This is a genomic window from Arsenicicoccus dermatophilus, from assembly GCF_046267915.1.
Classification (GTDB): Bacteria; Actinomycetota; Actinomycetes; order Actinomycetales; family Dermatophilaceae; genus Arsenicicoccus; species Arsenicicoccus dermatophilus_A.
On sequence record NZ_CP176520.1, the window covers coordinates 1,612,866 to 1,630,667 of the forward strand.

Annotated in this window: 16 protein-coding genes; 4 read left to right on the forward strand and 12 right to left on the reverse strand. The window is 73.5% G+C overall.

The window, feature by feature from the left end; translation table 11 throughout:
- Positions 1–182: 182 nt before the first annotated feature.
- The 3 genes from ACK2IS_RS07875 to ACK2IS_RS07885 all read left to right on the forward strand — a co-directional run bounded on the left by ACK2IS_RS07875 (position 183) and on the right by ACK2IS_RS07885 (position 2,739).
- Positions 183–965 carry a methyltransferase domain-containing protein gene (locus tag ACK2IS_RS07875; RefSeq protein ID WP_409485589.1) on the forward strand — a complete coding sequence of 261 codons (783 nt, stop codon included), beginning with the start codon at positions 183–185 and terminating at the stop codon, positions 963–965.
- Positions 966–977: 12 nt separating this feature from the next.
- Entirely contained in the window at positions 978–2,231 is a 1,254-nt protein-coding gene (gene dinB / locus ACK2IS_RS07880; RefSeq protein WP_409485590.1) for a DNA polymerase IV, read from the forward strand.
- A gap of 70 nt (positions 2,232–2,301) precedes the next feature.
- On the forward strand, positions 2,302–2,739 hold the full coding sequence (locus tag ACK2IS_RS07885; RefSeq protein ID WP_409485591.1) for a DUF3040 domain-containing protein: 438 nt from the start codon (positions 2,302–2,304) through the stop codon (positions 2,737–2,739).
- A gap of 183 nt (positions 2,740–2,922) precedes the next feature.
- Here ACK2IS_RS07885 and ACK2IS_RS07890 read toward each other — a convergent pair whose 3' ends face one another.
- Both ACK2IS_RS07890 and ACK2IS_RS07895 read right to left on the reverse strand, forming a co-directional pair.
- Positions 2,923–3,405 (reverse strand): DUF456 domain-containing protein, encoded by a 483-nt coding sequence (locus ACK2IS_RS07890; protein WP_409485592.1) that lies wholly within the window; start codon positions 3,403–3,405, stop codon positions 2,923–2,925.
- Between the two features lie 91 nt (positions 3,406–3,496).
- Entirely contained in the window at positions 3,497–3,709 is a 213-nt protein-coding gene (locus tag ACK2IS_RS07895) for a hypothetical protein (RefSeq protein WP_409485593.1), read from the reverse strand.
- 180 nt (positions 3,710–3,889) lie between these two features.
- On the opposite strand from ACK2IS_RS07895, the gene ACK2IS_RS07900 reads away from it, so the two are divergent.
- Positions 3,890–5,992 carry a type IIA DNA topoisomerase subunit B gene (locus tag ACK2IS_RS07900; RefSeq protein WP_409485594.1) on the forward strand — a complete coding sequence of 701 codons (2,103 nt, stop codon included), beginning with the start codon at positions 3,890–3,892 and terminating at the stop codon, positions 5,990–5,992.
- A gap of 163 nt (positions 5,993–6,155) precedes the next feature.
- Here ACK2IS_RS07900 and ACK2IS_RS07905 read toward each other — a convergent pair whose 3' ends face one another.
- The 10 genes from ACK2IS_RS07905 to ACK2IS_RS07950 form a co-directional block, all read right to left on the reverse strand.
- The gene (locus ACK2IS_RS07905) at positions 6,156–6,863 is read right to left on the reverse strand and encodes an HAD family hydrolase (protein ID WP_409485595.1); all 708 of its coding nucleotides are present in this window, start codon (positions 6,861–6,863) and stop codon (positions 6,156–6,158) included.
- A gap of 10 nt (positions 6,864–6,873) precedes the next feature.
- Positions 6,874–7,869, reverse strand: coding sequence for a sucrase ferredoxin (locus ACK2IS_RS07910; RefSeq protein ID WP_409485596.1), 996 nt, complete (start codon positions 7,867–7,869; stop codon positions 6,874–6,876).
- Between the two features lie 94 nt (positions 7,870–7,963).
- Positions 7,964–10,585 (reverse strand): DNA topoisomerase (ATP-hydrolyzing) subunit A, encoded by a 2,622-nt coding sequence (locus tag ACK2IS_RS07915; protein WP_409485597.1) that lies wholly within the window; start codon positions 10,583–10,585, stop codon positions 7,964–7,966.
- A gap of 209 nt (positions 10,586–10,794) precedes the next feature.
- A complete protein-coding gene (gene ptsP, locus ACK2IS_RS07920; protein WP_409485598.1) occupies positions 10,795–12,483 on the reverse strand; it encodes a phosphoenolpyruvate--protein phosphotransferase in 1,689 nt (562 codons plus the stop codon).
- Positions 12,484–12,489: 6 nt separating this feature from the next.
- Positions 12,490–12,759 (reverse strand): HPr family phosphocarrier protein, encoded by a 270-nt coding sequence (locus ACK2IS_RS07925; RefSeq protein ID WP_409485599.1) that lies wholly within the window; start codon positions 12,757–12,759, stop codon positions 12,490–12,492.
- A gap of 117 nt (positions 12,760–12,876) precedes the next feature.
- Positions 12,877–14,787 (reverse strand): PTS fructose-like transporter subunit IIB, encoded by a 1,911-nt coding sequence (locus tag ACK2IS_RS07930; RefSeq protein WP_409485600.1) that lies wholly within the window; start codon positions 14,785–14,787, stop codon positions 12,877–12,879.
- Positions 14,784–15,230 (reverse strand): PTS sugar transporter subunit IIA, encoded by a 447-nt coding sequence (locus ACK2IS_RS07935; RefSeq protein WP_409485601.1) that lies wholly within the window; start codon positions 15,228–15,230, stop codon positions 14,784–14,786. The genes ACK2IS_RS07930 and ACK2IS_RS07935 overlap by 4 nt, the downstream gene beginning before the upstream one ends.
- Positions 15,231–15,257: 27 nt before the next feature.
- A complete protein-coding gene (pfkB, locus tag ACK2IS_RS07940) occupies positions 15,258–16,202 on the reverse strand; it encodes a 1-phosphofructokinase (protein ID WP_409485602.1) in 945 nt (314 codons plus the stop codon).
- Positions 16,199–16,993: a DeoR/GlpR family DNA-binding transcription regulator gene (locus tag ACK2IS_RS07945; RefSeq protein ID WP_409485603.1), complete on the reverse strand. Its 795-nt coding sequence runs from the start codon at positions 16,991–16,993 to the stop codon at positions 16,199–16,201. Before ACK2IS_RS07945 ends, pfkB begins: the two co-directional genes overlap by 4 nt.
- 113 nt (positions 16,994–17,106) lie before the next feature.
- Complete coding sequence (locus ACK2IS_RS07950; protein ID WP_409485604.1) at positions 17,107–17,763, reverse strand: nitroreductase family protein; 657 nt, start codon at positions 17,761–17,763, stop codon at positions 17,107–17,109.
- Between the last annotated feature and the right edge of the window lie 39 nt (positions 17,764–17,802).

Below are 17,802 nucleotides of genomic sequence, written 5' to 3' on the forward strand. Positions count from 1 at the left end.
CCGGAAGCGGGAGGGCTCGAGGCGGGAGGGCCGCGGGCGGCTCGCCGCGAGGCGGGACGCCTGGTGGTCGCTGCCCACCGCCAGGACCCAGGTCGCACTAGGGTGGCCGGGTCGGCACCTCGGGTGTCGCACCCCGCCCGCCCGGTCCCCGCGCCCTCGGCGCCCGCCCAAGGAGCCCCGCGATGCCCGACCCCACGGACCGCACCACGCGCCGCGCCCGCAGCCTGGAGACCAACCTGCGCACCGCCGTGGTCTGGGAGTCGGTCCGGGCCGTGGCCGACGACCTGCAGGCCAGGCAGGGGCGTTCCGTGCGGGTGCTCGACCTGGGGGGCGGCACCGGCGGGATCGCCGTCGCCCTCGCCACCCGCGGGCACCAGGTCACCGTGGTCGACCCCAGCCCCGACGCCCTCGCGGCCCTCGACCGGCGCGCGCACGAGGCCGGGGTCGCCGGCCTCGTGCACGGGGTGCAGGGCGATGCCGCCTGCCTCGCCGACGTCCACGAGCCCGGGACGGCCGACCTGGTCTGCTGCCACGGGGTGCTCGAGGTCGTGGACGATCCCGCGGGCAGCATGGCGGCGATCGCCGCGGCCCTCGCCCCGCACGGTGCCCTCAGCCTCGTCGTCGCCCAGCGCCTCGCCGTGGTGCTGGCCCGGGCCCTCGCCGGACAGTTCAGCCAGGCCCAGCACGCCCTCACGACGCCGGAGGCCCGCTGGGGCAGCGGCGACCCGCTGCCGCGGCGTTTCGACGTGGCCACGGTCTCCGCTCTCGTCGAGGCCGTCGGGCTGGAGGTCACCGACACCCACGGGGTGCGGATCTTCAGCGACCTGGTGCCGTCCGCGCTCGTCGACTCCGAGGCCGACCGGATGGCGCTGCTCGACCTGGAGCGTGCGGCCGCGAGCCATCCTGAGTTCGCCGTCCTCGGTCAGCTCGGCTCGGCCCTGCACGTCCTCGCCGTCCGGGACTGAGGCGGTGGCCCGGTGAGCCGCCGGCAGTTCCACCTGGACGCACCGGACCCGGACGGCCTCGACGACACCGGGTGCCACGTCCTGCACGTGGACATGGACGCGTTCTACGCCTCGGTGACCCTGCTGGAGCACCCGGACCTGGTCGGGACCCCCGTCATCGTCGGCGGCGGCAGCCGCGGCGTGGTGCTCTCGGCGACCTACGAGGCCCGCCGGTTCGGCGTGACCTCCGCCATGCCCATGGCCCGGGCTCGCCGGCTGTGCCCCCAGGCGACGGTCCTGCGCCCTGACCACGAGCGCTACGGCGAGGTGTCCCGGGCGGTGATGGCGGTCTTCCGTGCGGTCACCCCCGTCGTCGAGCCGCTCTCGGTGGACGAGGCCTTCCTCGACGTGTCCGGCTCGCTGCGCACCCACGGCCGCCCGGTCCACATCGCCCGCCAGATCCGGGACGCGGTCACCGACGAGCAGGGGATCACCTGCTCGGTGGGCGTCGCCGCCACCAAGTTCGTCGCCAAGCTCGCGTCGGGGCTGGCCAAGCCGGACGGGCTGCGGGTCGTGCCGGTGGACCAGGTCGTCCCCACCCTGCACCAGCTGCCGGTCGGGGCGCTGTGGGGGGTGGGGGACCGCACCGAGGAGCAGCTGCTGCGGCTCGGGCTGCGCACCGTCGCCGACCTCGCCCACACCCCCCTGCCCACCTTGCAGCGGGCGATGGGACAGGCGCTGGGCTCCTCGCTGCACGAGCTCTCGTGGGGTCGCGACCCGCGCCGGGTGACCCCCACCCACGTCGAGAAGTCCGTCGGCGCGGACGAGACCTTCGGTCAGGACGTGGACGACCCCGTGGAGATCCACCGGCACCTGCTCAAGCTCGCCGATCGTGCCACGGCCCGCCTGCGCGCCCAGGGGATGGTCGCCCGCACCGTGTCGATCAAGGTGCGCTTCGCCGACTTCACGACCGTGACCCGGTCCCGCACGATGCGGGAGCACACCGACGTGGGCCAGGAGGTCTATCGCGTGGCCCGGGAACTGTACGACGCGCTGGGGCTGCAGCGTGCCCGCGTGCGTCTGGTGGGGGTGCGGCTGGAGAATCTCGTCGACGCCGAGCGGGCACCCCACCAGGCGATGCTGGACGAGCGCGAGCACGGGTGGCGGGACGCCGAGCTGGCCATGGACCGAGCCAGCGCGAGGTTCGGCGCCGGGGCCGTCCGGGCAGCGTCACTCGTCCGGCCGCGTCCAGGTGCTGCCGCAAGCCCCCCGCGGGATCTATCCTGACCCTATCCTCGTTGTGCACGGTGACCCCATCGCGCACCCATGTGCCGCACCCCAGAGAGGGGGACCCGAGATGCCGCTCTCCGAGCGTGAGCAGGCCCTGCTCGAGCAGATGGAGCAGGCCCTGATGGCCGAGGACCCGCAGCTCGCCGCACAGCTCGCCAACGCCTCCCGACCGCGCGGGAGCCGCACCCGCCTGGTCCTCGGACTCCTGGGGGTCGTCGCGGGTCTGGGCGTCGTGCTCCTCGGGGTGGTCCAGCAGCAGGTCGTCCTCGGCGTCCTGGGGTTCCTGCTGATGGTGGCCTGCGCCGTCTACGCCTTCGCCGCCCCGCGACGACCGGCCCTGGGCACGGTGCGGGAGGACGGATCTGTGGCGGCCGCCCGCCCCCGCCGGACCCGCGCGGGTCGCACCCCGGGTCGCGGGCGTCCCGCGAGCCCTCGTCGCAGCGGCACCTTCATGCAGCGGATGGAGCAGCGCTGGGACGCCCGCCGCGAGCGCGGCGAGATCTGACACGGATAGACGCCTCCGGCACCTGAGGTGGGCGAGCCACCGGACCCTGAATCGTGGCGCCCGATCAGGCTCCTGCGCCCGGGCGGCGAGCATCCGCAGGGCGCCTACGAGCGCTTCAGCCAGGAGTCCACGAGCGCTGACGCCAGCTCGAGCTGTGCGGTCACGATCCGGTCCGGGCGCAGGTCAAGAACCGGCGGCCGTCAGGAACACCGCCAGGACCCAACCCGTGGCGATCAGGAAGCCGGTGCCCAGCTCGATGGCCATCGACAGGCCGACCGCGCGCAGGGCGTGAGTGGTGGCCGCCCAGGCCGTGCGGGCGACCTTGAGGCGGGCGAGCTCCCCCACGAAGACGCCGAGGACGAAGCCGGGCAGCGCCCCGACCACCGGGATGACGAAGCCCCCGACGATGGCGACCACGACCCCGACGACCAGGGACGAGGTGGGGACGCCAGCGGCCTTGAGGCGGCGGCCCGGCAGGACGTACTGCAGGGTGAGGCCCACGGCATACAGGATCGTCACCCCGACCGCGAGCCACCACACGCGGCCGGCCGCCGCCCAGCCGGCGACCGCCAGCCACACGATCAGCAGACCGGGCAGGACGGGCACGACGATCCCGATCAGGCCGACGACGACGGCGAGCGCGACGAGCACCACGAGAGAGGCCACGGGCCGATCCTACGGGCCGGGCACGGGATCCGGGACAGCGCGAGACCCCGTTACACCGAGGGGCGTGACGGGGTCTCGAGGTCGGGTGCGGTCAGCCCGCGGACGCGGTGGGGTCGAGCCGCCCGCTCTGGTCGTCGATGTCGATCGCGATGGGACGCAGGCTGTCCAGGTGCTTGCGCCCGTGGTGGGCGCAGAAGAGCAGCTCGCCGCCGGAGGCGAGTCGGGCTCGGATGTAGGCCTGCGCGCCACAGCGGTCACAGCGGTCCGCGGCGGTGAGCTCACTCGTTGCCAGTGCAGTGGTCACGGAAGGGCCTCTCTCTCGTCGGTCGGGGTCGCGACCCGGGTGAGCGGTCACGTCCTCGGCGGTGTCAACAGTCAAGCACGCCGGATCCTTCCCGCCGGACCTATTCTCCACATGTTGGCACGCCGTCCCACCTGGCGAGCCTGCGGGGGCCTGTCGGTGACCGCGGGTAACCTGCCAGCCGTGCCAGACACCACCACCCAAGACACCTACTCCGCCCGCCACCTGCAGGTCCTCGAGGGCCTGGAGGCGGTGCGCAAGCGACCCGGGATGTACATCGGGTCCACCGACAGCCGCGGCCTGACGCACTGCCTGTGGGAGATCATCGACAACGCCGTCGACGAGGCCCTGGGAGGCCACTGCAACCGCATCGAGGTGGTGCTGGGGAGCGATGGGTCGGTCACTGTCCGTGACAACGGTCGAGGCATGCCGGTGGACATCGAGCCCCGCACCGGGCTCTCCGGCGTCGAGGTGATCTTCACCAAGCTGCACGCCGGCGGGAAGTTCGGCGGTGGCTCCTACGCCGCGTCCGGCGGTCTGCACGGCGTGGGCGCCAGCGTCGTCAACGCCCTGTCCGCGCGCCTGGACGTGCAGGTCGACCGCGGTGGCAAGACCTACCAGATGAGCTTCCGGCGGGGGGAGCCCGGCACCTATGCCGACGGCGAGGGCACCGGACCCGACAGCCCCTTCCTGCCCTTCGAGAGCACCTCCGAGCTCGCCGTCGTGGGCAAGGTCAGGCGGGGGGTCACCGGCTCCCGGGTGCGCTACTGGGCGGACCACCAGATCTTCCTGCGGAACGCCACGCTGGACCGCGCCGATCTGGTCGCGCGGGCCCGGCAGACCGCCTTCCTGGTCCCCGGTCTGGAGATCGTCGTCCGGGACGAGCGCGACGTCGACGAGGCAGGGGTCTACGAGGAGACCTTCAAGAACGACGGCGGCATCAGCGAGTTCGCCGAGTTCCTGGCGCCGGACCCGGCCGTGACGGGCGTATGGCGGCTGCAGGGCGCGGGCAGCTTCACCGAGACGGTGCCGCAGCTGGACGCCCGCGGCCACATGGTGTCCACCGAGATGAGCCGTGAGTGCGTCGTGGACATCGCCGTCCGCTGGGGCACGGGGTACGAGACCCGCACCGAGTCCTTCGTCAACATCATCCACACCCACAAGGGCGGCACCCACGTGAGCGGCTTCGAGCAAGCCCTGCTCAAGGTCTTCCGCAAGCAGCTCGAGGTCAACGCCCGCCGGCTCAAGGTCGGCACCGACAAGGTGGAGAAGGACGACATCCTCGCCGGCCTGACCGCGGTGGTCACGGTGCGCCTGGCCGAGCCGCAGTTCGAGGGCCAGACCAAGGAGGTCCTGGGCACCAGCGCGGTGCGTGCCATCGTCGCGCGCACCGTCGAGCAGCAGCTCACGGCGCTGCTCACCAGCACCAGGCGGGACGAGAAGGCCCAGGCCACCCTGCTGCTGGAGAAGGTCGTCGCCGAGATGAAGTCGCGCATCTCGGCGCGGCAGCACAAGGAGACCCAGCGCCGCAAGAACGCCCTGGAGACCAGCACCCTGCCGAGCAAGCTGGCCGACTGCCGCAGCAGCGACGTCGACCGCTCCGAGCTGTTCATCGTCGAGGGCGACAGCGCCCTCGGTACCGCCAAGCTGGCCCGCGACTCGGACCACCAGGCCCTGCTGCCGATCCGCGGCAAGATCCTCAACGTCCAGAAGGCCTCGGTCGGCGACATGCTCAAGAACGCCGAGTGCGCCGCGATCATCCAGGTCATCGGGGCGGGCTCGGGGCGCAGCTTCGACGTGGACGCGGCGCGCTACGGCAAGGTCATCATCATGACCGACGCCGACGTGGACGGCGCCCACATCCGGACGCTGCTGCTGACGCTGTTCTTCCGCTACATGCGCCCCCTGGTCGAGGCGGGCCGCGTGTATGCCGCGGTGCCGCCGCTGCACCGCATCGAGGTGGTCAACGCCGGCTCGCGCAAGAACGAGCTCATCTACACCTACAACGAGTCCCAGATGCGCAGCACGGTCTCCCGGCTCGAGCGCAGGGGCAAGAAGATCAAGCAGCCGATGCAGCGCTACAAGGGCCTGGGCGAGATGGACGCCGACCAGCTCGCAGAGACCACGATGGACCCGCGCCAGCGGACCCTGCGGCGGGTGACGCTGGCCGACGCGGAGGCCGCCGAGCGGGTCTTCGACCTGCTCATGGGCAACGAGGTCGCCCCGCGCAAGGAGTTCATCATCGACTCCGCCCACTCCCTGGACGCCGAGCGCATCGACGCCTGAGGACACGCCCCCCGTCCGGCGGCCCCGCGAGGTGACCGGCAGGGTGAGAGCGCTCCGGCCGGAGGGCCTCCCGCAGACCCGCGGGAGGCCCTCCGACCTGTGGGATCACCGGAGCGGGATCCCCCCGGGTCCGGGCCTCGAAGCCGGGCGTCGGGGCCTGGGGTCACTGACCGGGGCGCACGTCCGGGGCGTCGGGCACCGGCGTCGAGAGCAGCGCCTCCCACCGGGCGTCAGGCAGGTGCAGCAGCTCGGGCAGCTCCTCGACCACGAGGGCGGCGCCGGACGCCCGCAGCTCGTCCACGCCGAAGCCACCGGTGCGGGTGACCACGCAGGGCAGGCCCGCGCGAGCCGCGGCGGTGACGTCGTAGGTCGTATCGCCGATCACCAGGCCGCGTCCCCCGCCGGCGCGCTCGTGGGCGATCCGGAAGATGTCGGGGTCCGGCTTGGACGCGTCCGCGTCGCCGGCGCTGGTGACCGCGGCGAAGTCGTCGGGGGAGAAGCCGAGGATGGACAGCGCCGCCTCGGTGAGCGCCTGCTCCCCGGAGGAGGCGATGGCCACCGCGTCGCCGCGGCCGAGGAGCATCCGCACCAGCTCGACGGCACCGGGCAGGGGACGGATCTCGGGAAGCATCAGCTGGTAGTGGTGCTGCCAGCGCTCCCTGAGGTGATCGCCGAGCCGGTCCTCGGCGACCGCCCCGGCGACGGAGGTGACGAGCTGGTCGCCCCCCATGCCGATCGCCCGGTGGACGCGCCACAACGGCGGGTGGATCCCCACCTCGGCGAAGGCACGCAGCCAGGCCAGACCGTGGTGATAGGTGGAGTCGATCAGGGTGCCGTCGACGTCGAGCAGGAGGCAGCGGTCAGAGCTCATGGCCCCAGTCTCACCCATGCGACCCGGCGGGTGCGGCGTCGCGCGGCCCGAGCTCGTCCACCACGAAGGCATGGGCCGGGCGGGGACCGCCGCCGCACGAGTCGACCAGCCGCTCGCCAGTGGGCTCCTTGTGCACGCGCAGCCGCCAGACGCGGCCGTCGACGTGGGTGACCGTGACCTCGTCGTCCCGGTCGTCGCCGCGGGACGAGCAGGCCAGAGCGGTCAGCGAGGTCTCGCCCGTCACGCTGCGCACCCAGCCCTGGGCGGCCTGGTGGGTGAGCGGGAGGTGGCTGCGCCCCCGGTCGTGGGCCGGGTCGAGCAGCTCCGGGGCCAGCTCGCGACGGCCCTCCGCCTCGACGAGGCGGACGGCGAGCTCCGGCGTGAGGCGCGCGGCGGTGTGGCCGCTGGGCAGGCCGATCCCGGTGGCGGCGAAGCGGTGACCGCCGGTGTGGGTGCACTCCCACACCTGACCGGGACGGGCCCGGGAGGCCGCCAGCGCCACCGGTCGACCGCGGACGGCGCAGCACACGTCGCGCCTGCCGTTGGTGCAGACCAGGACGATGCCGCCGTCGGTGAGCCGGGTTCCCGGCACTGCCTCCAGCACCGGCTGCGGGTCCGGGCCCGCCAGCAGGTCCAGGGGCAGGGCGCGCAGCTCGGCCGGGTCGACCACGGCGCCCGTGACCAGCCACGGACGGCCGGCGAGTCCGCCCGCCACGAACACCTGCCGGGGGGCCCGGTCCGCGCGGCTGCGGCGATCACCGACGGAGCGGACCAGGACCAGGCGGCCCCCGGCCTCCTGGCAGGCCCGCTGCAGCCCGGCCCCCAGCGCGGGGTCCAGCCAGGACTCGGTGAAGGCGTCGCGGCCCCAGGGCCCCGGCTGCTCCAGCGCCACCCAGAAGCGGGCGATCGCCGCGGTGCCCCACACCGGGTGACCAGCCTCCTCCCAGGAGCGGGAGCAGGCGTCCGGGCCGAGCCTGGGCGTGGGGATGCGGGGCTGGTCGGTCACGGCCCCACCCTACAAAACCAGACGGTCTCGCCCCCCTCCTCAGCGCGCCGACGGTGGTCGGGGAAGGAGGGGGCGGGGCCGGGGCGTCGGCCGGTCAGTCGGTGGGACGCTCCACCTGCACCACGTCGTCCAGGCTGTCCGGGTCGTCGTCGCGCAGCACCACGACCCGCTCCCGGGTGGGGCCGGCGTTGGGTGGCAGCTCGCGCGCGGCGTCCGCGGCATCGCCCTGCGTGGACGCCGAGGCGGCGGCCGCCCCCGCGGACACCGCAGCGGCCTCCGGCAGCGCACCACCGATCGCCGCGACCACGGACTTGGTGGCCACCCCGGACCCGTCCCGCCGGTCGGTGGGCTCGGGCAGGGTCACCGCCGCGCCGTCGGCCTGGGCGGCGCGGGCCGGCTGCGCCCCTACCCACGCGAGGACCAGCTGGTCCTCGCCGTGGAGGAAACGCTGGCAGCGCACGCCGCCGGTCGCGCGGCCCTTGGCGGGGTACTCCTCGAAGGGGGTCACCTTGAGCGACGGGACCTGGGTGCCCGGGAGGGCATCCGACGCGCCTGCACCGGTCACGACGATCGCGTCCGCGGCCGGGTCGACCGCGCCGAAGAACACGACGGAGGCGTTGGGGGAGAGGCGGACTCCCGCCATACCGCCGGCCGTCCGACCCTGCGGGCGCACCACCGAGGCCGGGAAGTGCAGCAGCTGGGCGTCGCTCGTCACGAAGACCAGGTGCTCCTCGCCGGTGCGCAGCTCCACGGCGCCCACGACGCGGTCACCCGGCTTGAGCGCCACGGTCTCCCACCGGTCCTTGGCGGGATAGTCGGTCTGGACCCGCTTGACCACGCCGTGCGCCGTGCCGAGGGCGAGCCCCGGCGAGCCCGGCGCCAGCGACATGATCGTCAGCGGGACCTCGTCCTGGGCGAGCTCGAGGTAGGACGCGACCGGCGCCCCGCCCGAGAGCGTGGGCGCACCGTTGGTGGGGGGCAGGGTCGGCAGGTCCAGCGCGCCCAGCCGGACCACCCGCCCGGCTGACGTGACGAGCCCGAAGTCGCCGCGCGCCGTCGTCGTCACCGTCGCCACGATCGCGTCGTGCCGGGCCCGCCCGCCCTCGTTGGACAGCGGCGATGCGTCGGTCGTGCGGGCGAGCAGCCCGGTGGTGGACAGCAGCACGTGGCAGGGGTCGTCGCCCACCTCCAGCGGGGTCGCCGTCGCCGACTGGCCGCCGGACTCGAGCAGCACGGTGCGCCGCGGCGTCCCGTGGGCCTTGGCGATCTCGGCCAGCTCGCCCGAGACCAGCTTGAGCAGCTTGGCCTCGTCCGCGAGCAGCTCGCGCAGCGCGGCGATCTCGGCCTGCAGCTGGTCTCGCTCGGACTCCAGCTCCATGCGGCTGAACTTCGTCAGGCGGCGCAGCTGCAGGTCCAGGATGTAGGTCGCCTGGGCCTCGCTCAGGTCGAAGACCTGCCTCAGCCGCTCGCGCGCGACACCCGCGTCGTCGGACGAGCGGATGACCGCGATGACCTCGTCGATGTCCAGGATCGCGATCAGCAGCCCCTCGACGAGGTGCAGCCGCTCCTCGCGCCTGCCCAGGCGGTGGGCCGACCGGCGGCGGACGACGTCGGTGCGGAATTCGACGTACACCCGCAGCAGGTCCTTGAGCCCGAGCGTCTGCGGCTGGCCGTCGACGAGCGCGACGTTGTTGATGCCGAAGGAGTCCTCCATCGGCGTCAGCTTGTAGAGCTGCTCCAGCACCGCCTCAGGGTTGAAGCCGTTCTTGACCTCGATGACGAGCCGCAGCCCGTGCTTGCGGTCGGTGAGGTCCTTGAAGTCCGAGATCCCCTGCAGCTTCTTGGACTGCACCAGGTCCTTGATCTTGTCGCGGACCTTCTCCGGGCCCACGAGGTAGGGCAGCTCGGTGACGACGATGCCCTTCTTGCGCGGCGTGACGTTCTCGATCCGGGCGGTCGCGCGAGTCTTGAAGCTGCCCCGGCCGGTGAGGTAGGCGTCGCGGATGCCCTCCAGGCCGATGACCTTGCCGCCGCACGGCAGGTCCGGGCCGGGGACGAACTTCATCAGGTCGTCCAGCGAGCAGTCCGGGTGGGCGATCAGGTGGCGGGCGGCCCCGATCACCTCGACCAGGTTGTGCGGCGGCATGTTCGTCGCCATGCCGACGGCGATGCCCGAGGCGCCGTTGACGAGCAGGTTCGGGAAGGCCGCGGGCAGCACGCCGGGCTGGGTGAGCTGGTCGTCGTACGTCGGGACGAAGTCGACGGTGTCCTCGTCCAGGCTCGCCAGCATCGCCAGCGCCGCCGGGGCCATCCGGGCCTCGGTGTAGCGCGGGGCGGCCGGGCCGTCGTCCAGCGAGCCGAAGTTGCCGTGCCCGTCGACCAGGGGGAGCCGCATGGTGAAGGGCTGGGCCATCCGCACCAGGGCGTCGTAGATCGCGGTGTCGCCGTGCGGGTGGTACTTGCCCATGACCTCGCCGACGATGCGCGCCGACTTCACGTGACCGCGGTCCGGGCGCAGGCCCTGCTCGTGCATCGCGTAGAGGATGCGCCGCTGCACCGGCTTGAGGCCGTCGCGGGCATCGGGCAGCGCCCGGCTGAAGATGACCGAGTAGGAGTACTCCAGGAAGGCCTGCTGCATCTCGTCGGAGACGTCGATGTCGATGATGTTCTCGACGAAGTCGTCGTCCTGGGGTGGTGCGGTTGTGCGGCGTGCCATCGGTCTCCTCGTGCGTGGAATCGCTTCATCCTGCCCTGGTGGGCCCCTGCAGACGGTATGGCGCGCCGGGCCCGCGCGACACGCCGGGGTCGCACAGGTGTTCCCCTCGTCGAGGGCAGGGTAGCGGTCCCGGCGAGGAGCCGCGGACCACCGCCCGGACAGGCGTCGAGCCCGGCCACCGAGGGGGTGGCCGGGCTCGACGGTGGGGCTCAGAGCAGGTCGAGCATGATCGGGTCGGCCAGGTCGAGGACGGCCTGGCGGGCCTGGGTGGCGGTCCTGGCCGCGAGGGCCGCGGTCGCCATCCGCTGGCACACCCCGAGCTCGTGCAGGCTGAGCGCGGTGCGCACCGCCGCGAGCTTGGGCGGCGCCATCGACAGGGAGGAGACGCCCAGCCCGACGAGGACGAGCGCGAGCAGCGGGTCGCCGCCCGCCTCGCCGCACACGCCGATCGGCTTGCCGGTCGCCCGGCCGCCCTCGCAGGACAGCGCGATCAGGTCGAGCAGCGGCGGCTGCCAGGCCGACAGCAGGTGCGCCAGAGAGCCCTGCATGCGGTCGGCGGCCATCGTGTACTGGGACAGGTCGTTGGTGCCGAGCGAGGCGAAGTCGCAGACGTCGAGGATGTCCTTGGCGCGCAGCGCGGCGCCGGGCACCTCGATCATGGTGCCCGCCTTGGGCAGCCCCACGGCCTTGACACGCTGGGCGAACCACTCGGCCTCGTCGCGGGTGCCCACCATCGGTGCCATGACCCGCACGTCCGCGCCCGTGGCCTGGTAGGCCGCGGCGAGGGCCTGCAGCTGGGTGTCGAGCAGGTCCTGGCGCACCTGCTGCAGCCGCAGCCCGCGCACGCCGAGGGCGGGGTTCTCCTCCTCGCCGAGGTCGGCGAAGGCGAGCGGCTTGTCGGCGCCCGCGTCCAGGGTGCGGACGACGACGCGCCGGTCGCCGAAGGCCCTCAGGACGTCGGTGTACGTCGCGGTCTGCTCCTCCAGCGTCGGCGCGGTCTCCCGCTCCAGGAAGAGGAACTCGGTGCGGAACAGCCCGACGCCCTCGCAGTCGACCGCGGCGGCCTTGACGGCGTCCTCGGGAGTGCCGATGTTGGCCAGGAGCGCGACCTTGGTGCCGTCCTTGGTGACGCCGACGCCGGAGACGTTGGACAGGGCGGCGGCGCGGCGGCGGGACCGCTCGGCCAGCTGCTCGCGCTCGGTGGCGGTGGGGCTGACGATGACCTCGCCCACGCCTCCGTCGAGGGCGACGAGGGTGCCCGCGGGGATGTCGAGGGCGCCGGGGCACTGCACGACGGCCGGGATGCCGAGCTGGGCCGCGAGGATCGCGGTGTGGCTGGTGGCGCCGCCCGCGGAGGTGACGATGCCGAGGACCTTCTGCACGTCCAGCGTCGCCGTCTCGGCGGGGGCGAGGTCCATCGCGACGAGCACGCTGGGCTCGTCGAACTCGGGCACCCCGGGCTCCGGCTCGCCGAGCAGGCGGGCCACGGTGCGGTCTCGGACGTCGCGCAGGTCGGTGACGCGCTCGGCCATGTAGCCGCCGAGCGACTCGAACATCTGGCAGAACTCCTCGACCGCGGCGGTGACGGCGTTGGCCGGTCCCTTGCCCGCGGCGAGGTGCTTGTCGATCCCGCTGATCAGCCCTGGGTCGCGGGCCATCATGATCGTGGCCTCGAGGATGGTGCGGGCCTGGGGGTCGGCCTTGGCGGCGCGGGCCGCGAGACCGGTGGCGACCTGCTCCATCGTCTCGCGCACGTGCGCGCCGGCGGCGGCCGCGTCGGTGGTGGGCTGCTCGGTGGTCGGGGCGGTGGGCGCGGGCCGGACCTGCACGGCAGGTCCGGCCGCGGTGCCCACGCTCACGCCGATGCCGTGGAGCTGGCGGTGGGTGGCGTCAGACATGGATCGTCACTCGGCGTAGAGGTCGCGGGACAGCAGCGCGACGAGCTCGTCGAGCTTGCCCTCCGCGCCCTCGCCCTCGGCGGAGAGGGTGACCACGTCGCCGTGCTTGGCGCCCAGGGCCATCACGGCGAGGATCGACCGGGCGTCGACCGGGTCGCCGCCCTCCTTGGCGATGGTGACGGGAAGTCCGGTCGCCGTGGCGGCCTGGACGAACATCGAGGCCGGACGGGCGTGCAGACCGACGGACGAGGCGATGGTGACGTTCTTGGAGGCCATGGTGATCTCTTCCTAACTGGGTGGTGGAGCAGAGCTCCGGGGGTGAGGTGACGACCCGGGAGCGGGGCGTCGGCTGCCGGGCGCGGTCGACGCCAGGCGGTGGATCGGACGGGTGGCTCAGACGGCGACCGCGCCCGCGGTAGCGGGCGTCTCGACCGTCGCCGTGCGGGCGGTGCCCTTGAGGACGATGACCAGGCCCGCCGTGACGACGGCACCGGCCCCGACGGCCAGCAGGAACATCGGCCAGCTGCCGATGAGGGGAGTGACCCACAGCCCGCCGTGCGGCGCGCGACTGGTGCAGCCGAAGGCCATGATCATGGCACCGGCGAGGCCGGACCCGACCATGGAGGCCGGGATGATGCGACCCGGGTCGGCGGCGGCGAAGGGGATGGCGCCCTCGGAGATGAACGACGCACCGAGCAACCAGCAGGCCTTGCCGTTCTCCTGCTCGGCCTCGGTGAACAGCCGCGGGCGCAGCGCCGTGGCGAGGGCCAGGCCCCAGGGGGCCACCATGCCGGCGCCCATGACGGCCGCCATGATCTTGAGCTGCGGCGCGTCCATCGCCGCGCCGGCGGTGGCCAGCCCGGTGGTGCCGAAGGTGTAGGCCACCTTGTTGACCGGACCGCCCAGGTCGAAGCCCATCATCAGGCCCAGGATGAGCCCGAGCAGGACGGCGTTGGAGCCGGTCATGCCGTTGAGCGCGCTGGTGAGCGCGTCCATCAGAGCCTTGATCGGGCGACCGAGCAGCAGGACCATGGCCGCGCCGGTGATCAGGGTGGACAACAGCGGGATGACCATGACGGGCATGATGCCCCGCAGACCCTTGGGGACCTTCCAGCCCGCGATCCCGCGGGCGACGAAACCGGCGAGGAAGCCGGTGACGATGCCGCCGAGGAAGCCTGCGCCCATGGACATGGCGATGGCCCCGCCGGCGAAGCCGGGCACCAGACCAGGACGGTCCGCGATGCCGTAGGCGATGTAGCCGGACAGGACCGGCACGAGGAAGGCGAAGGCGGCCTTGCCGATCCAGAAGAGCAGCGCCGCCCAGTGCATCAGCGATCCGGGCTCGAAGACGTTCTGCAGGACGGGGGTCTTCGGGTCGCCGACGTCCAAGGTGAACGCGGTGACGTCGACGACGCCGCTCCTGCCCGCGGCCACGGTCGCGAGCATGAAACCGAGGGCGATCAGGATGCCGCCGGCGGCGACGAAGGGGATCATGTACGACACGCCGGTCATCAGCCACTGGCGCACCTTGGTGCCCGCTCCGACCCGGTCGGCCTCGCGGGCTCCGGCCGCGGTCGCCCCGACGGGAGGCGTGGTCCTGATCATGGGGGCGCCGGCCCCGGCCTGGGCCCGGTGCTCGCCGACCAGTCGCTCGATCTCGGCGATCAGGTCGGGAGCGCCGGACACGGCGCGCTTGACGCCGACGTCGACGGTCGGCTTACCGGCGAACCGACCCGCGTCCTTGACCTCGAGGTCGTGGGCGAAGATCACGCCGTCGGCAGCCGCGATCACCGCCGGGTCCAGCGGGTCGGAGCCCGCGGAGCCCTGGGTCTCCACGACCATCTCGTGCCCGGCGGCCTTGGCGGCCTGCTCCAGGGCCTCGGCCGCCATGTAGGTGTGCGCGATGCCCGTGGGGCAGCTCGTCACTCCGACGAGGTTGAGCGGGCCACCTGCGGACCCGGCGGCGGGGGCGGAGGAGACGGGCGTGGACGCCCGGGCCTGCTCGACCGCTGCCACGGCCTGCTCGATGAGCTCGGGAGCGCCGGACACGGCGCGCTTGACGCCGACGTCGACGGTCGGCTTACCGGCGAACCGACCCGCGTCCTTGACCTCGAGGTCGTGGGCGAAGATCACGCCGTCGGCAGCCGCGATCACCGCCGGGTCCAGCGGGTCGGAGCCCGCGGAGCCCTGGGTCTCCACGACCATCTCGTGCCCGGCGGCCTTGGCGGCCTGCTCCAGGGCCTCGGCCGCCATGTAGGTGTGCGCGATGCCCGTGGGGCAGCTCGTCACACCCACGAACTTCACTGCTCGACCTCCGTGCGGACGATCTGGACGACCTCCGCCGGCGTGCGGGCGCCGCGCAGGGACTCCTTGAACTCCGCGCGCATGAGCTTGCGGGCGAGCAGGGCCAGGATCTTGAGGTGGTCCTCACCGCCGCCCTCCGGGGCCGCGATCATGAACATCAGCGTGGCCGGGCCGTCCTCGGCGCCCCAGTCGATGCCCTCGCGCGAGCGACCGAAGACGAGAGAGGGCTCGGTGACGTGGGCCGAGCGGCAGTGGGGGATGGCGATCCCGCCGGGCAGGCCGGTCGCCATCTGCTCCTCTCGACGACGGACGTCCTCCAGGAAGCCGTCCAGGTCGGTGACCCGGCCCTCGGCGACGAGGGTCTGGCCGAGCAGGCGGGTGGCGTCGGCGCGGTCGGTGGCGGTGAGGTCGAGGACGACCTGCTTCTCGGTGATGAGGGACATGGGATCTCCTTGGGGGCGAGACGGTGATCAGAGAGGGAGGCTGAGGTCGACGGGCTCGACGACCTCGACGTGGATGGCACGGACCTGGTCCGGTCCGGGCACCTCGGTGCCGGGCAGGCAGACCGCGGCGGAGCCGAAGGCCACGGCGGTCCGCAGGGCCCTGACCGGGGTGTCCCCGCGGGACAGGGCGTGCAGGTAGCCCGCCAGCAGCGAGTCGCCGGCACCCACGGTGGAGCGGGGGTCGGTGACGGTGGCCCGGGCGTGGGCCACCTCGTCGGCGGTGACCAGCAGGGCGCCCTTGCTGCCGAGGCTGACCACGACCGACCCGACGCCGCCGGCGACCAGCTCGTGACAGGCCTCGACGACGTCGCCGAGGGTGGGCAGGCGACGGCCCACGAGCTCCTCGAGCTCCTCGTCGTTGGGTTTGACCAGGTCCGGCCCGGCCGCGACGGCCGCGACCATGGCCGGCCCGCTGGAGTCGATGGCGACCCGGGCGCCGGCGGCGCGCCCGCGGCGGACCAGGTCGGCGTAGAAGCCGACGTCCACCCCCGGGGGCAGCGACCCGCACCCCACCAGCCAGGTGAGGCCGCGGTCGGCGTGGTGGTCCACCGCGGCCAGCAGCGCGGCGACCTCCTCGGCGGACAGGTGCGGCCCCTGCTCGTTGACCTTGGTGGTGGTGCCGTCCGGCTCGACGACGCCGAGGTTGGCCCGGATCCCCTCGGCGACCGGCACGGTCTCGACGGCCAGGTCGATCCGGCTCAGCAGGTCGGTCATGACGGCGCCGTGGGGCCCACCGACGGGCAGGACGGCGACGGTCTCGGTGCCGTTGGCGGCCAGTGCGCGGGAGACGTTGATGCCCTTGCCGCCCGGGTCCGTCCGGGAGTCGCAGGCGCGCTGGACGACGCCGCGCTCGAGGCGGGCGACGGTGATCGTGCGGTCGACGCTCGGGTTGGGCGTCAGGGTCAGGATCATGCGCGGACCACCTCCGGGCCGTGGGCCGAGATCTCGGCGGCCGTCTCGGGGTCGAGCCCGTCGTCGGTGATGAAGGTGTCGATGTCGCCGAGCCGGCCGAAGCGGCAGAAGTGGGCCACGCCGACCTTGCTGTGGTCCGCGACCACGACGACCCGCTGCGCGACGCCGATCATGGCGCGCTTGACCGCGGCCTCGGAGGGGTCCGGGGTGGTCAGGCCCTCGTCGATGGTCAGGCCGTTGGTGCCGATGAAGGCGACGTCCACGTGCACGTCCCGCAGCGCGTCCACGGCCCAGGCGCCCACCGCGGCCAGCGTCCTCACCCGGACGCGGCCCCCGAGCAGGTAGAGCGCCACGTCCTCGCGGCTGCTGAGGGCCTGGGCGATGGACAGGGAGCTGGTGACCACGGTCAGCTCGCCCCCGGTGGGCAGCAGGTGCGCGAGCGCCAGGGTGGAGGTGCCCGCGTCGAGCAGCACCACCCCGCTCTCGGGGACCAGCTCGCGGGCGCGCTGGGCGATGGCGGACTTCTCCGCGGTCCGCTGCTCGGCCCGCATCTGGGTGGTGGGCTCGAAGGCGAGCTTCTCGACCGCGATCGCCCCGCCGTGGACGCGCCGCACGAGGCCGTGCCGCTCCAGGACGGTGAGGTCGCGTCGGATGGTCTCAGGGGTCACGTCGAGCTCGTCGGCCAACCCGGCCACCTCGACCCGCGACTCGGATCGGGCCCGCTCCACGATGAGCTGGTGACGCTCGTGCTGGTGCACCGGATGTCTCCTATCCACGTCCTCGTCGGACACCTGTCACCCTAGACCCGGATATGTCCGTTTGTCAGGACGGAAACGATCGGAAGCGCGGCCGTCCTGCGGTTACTCGGGACGTGGGATGTGGGAACAGACGTCATGCCTTTGGGTCAGGTGTCGCCCGGGACCTGATCGGGCCCGATCTCAGGGTCCCAGGGCCGACCGAACCTGCCGTCGTGGGCCACCTCGGTCAGCGGCCGCCGACCGCGACCGGCGCTGCCGCGGACGCCCCGGGCACCGTCGGCGGGCGGGTGTCCCAGCGCGAGCAGACCGACCAGCCGGCGATCCGCGGGTATGCCGAAGGCACGGCGTACCGCGTCCTGCCGACCGGCCGGGATGCCGCACAGCAGCCCGCCCAGGCCGGCGTCGTGGACCGACAGCAGGACGAGCAGCGCCGCCATGCCGGCATCGACGTCCCACCAGGGGACCGGCCACCGGGCAGGGTCCCGGTCGGTCCAGCCCTTGTCCGGCTCGGCGTAGCGGTCGAGGTAGCGCCGGGGGTCGCTGCAGACGACGACCAGGCAGGGCGCGGTCATCACCCCGCGGGCCCAGGCGTCGGGCGGTCCCGGCCGCCGGGTCACCTCCCAGTAGCGCGCGACGTCCCCGGGCCGGCGCAGCACCACGAAGTCCCAGCCCTGCGACCACCCGGCGCTGGGGGCGCGGGTCGCCGCCTGCAGGGCTCGGGTGATCGTCGCCTCGTCGACCGGCCGGTCGGGGTCGAACCGGCGCAGCATCCGGCGTCCGCGGACCAGCTCCTGGTGCTCCATGTCGCGAGCCTGGCACGCCCTGCCGACGGACCCCTGCCG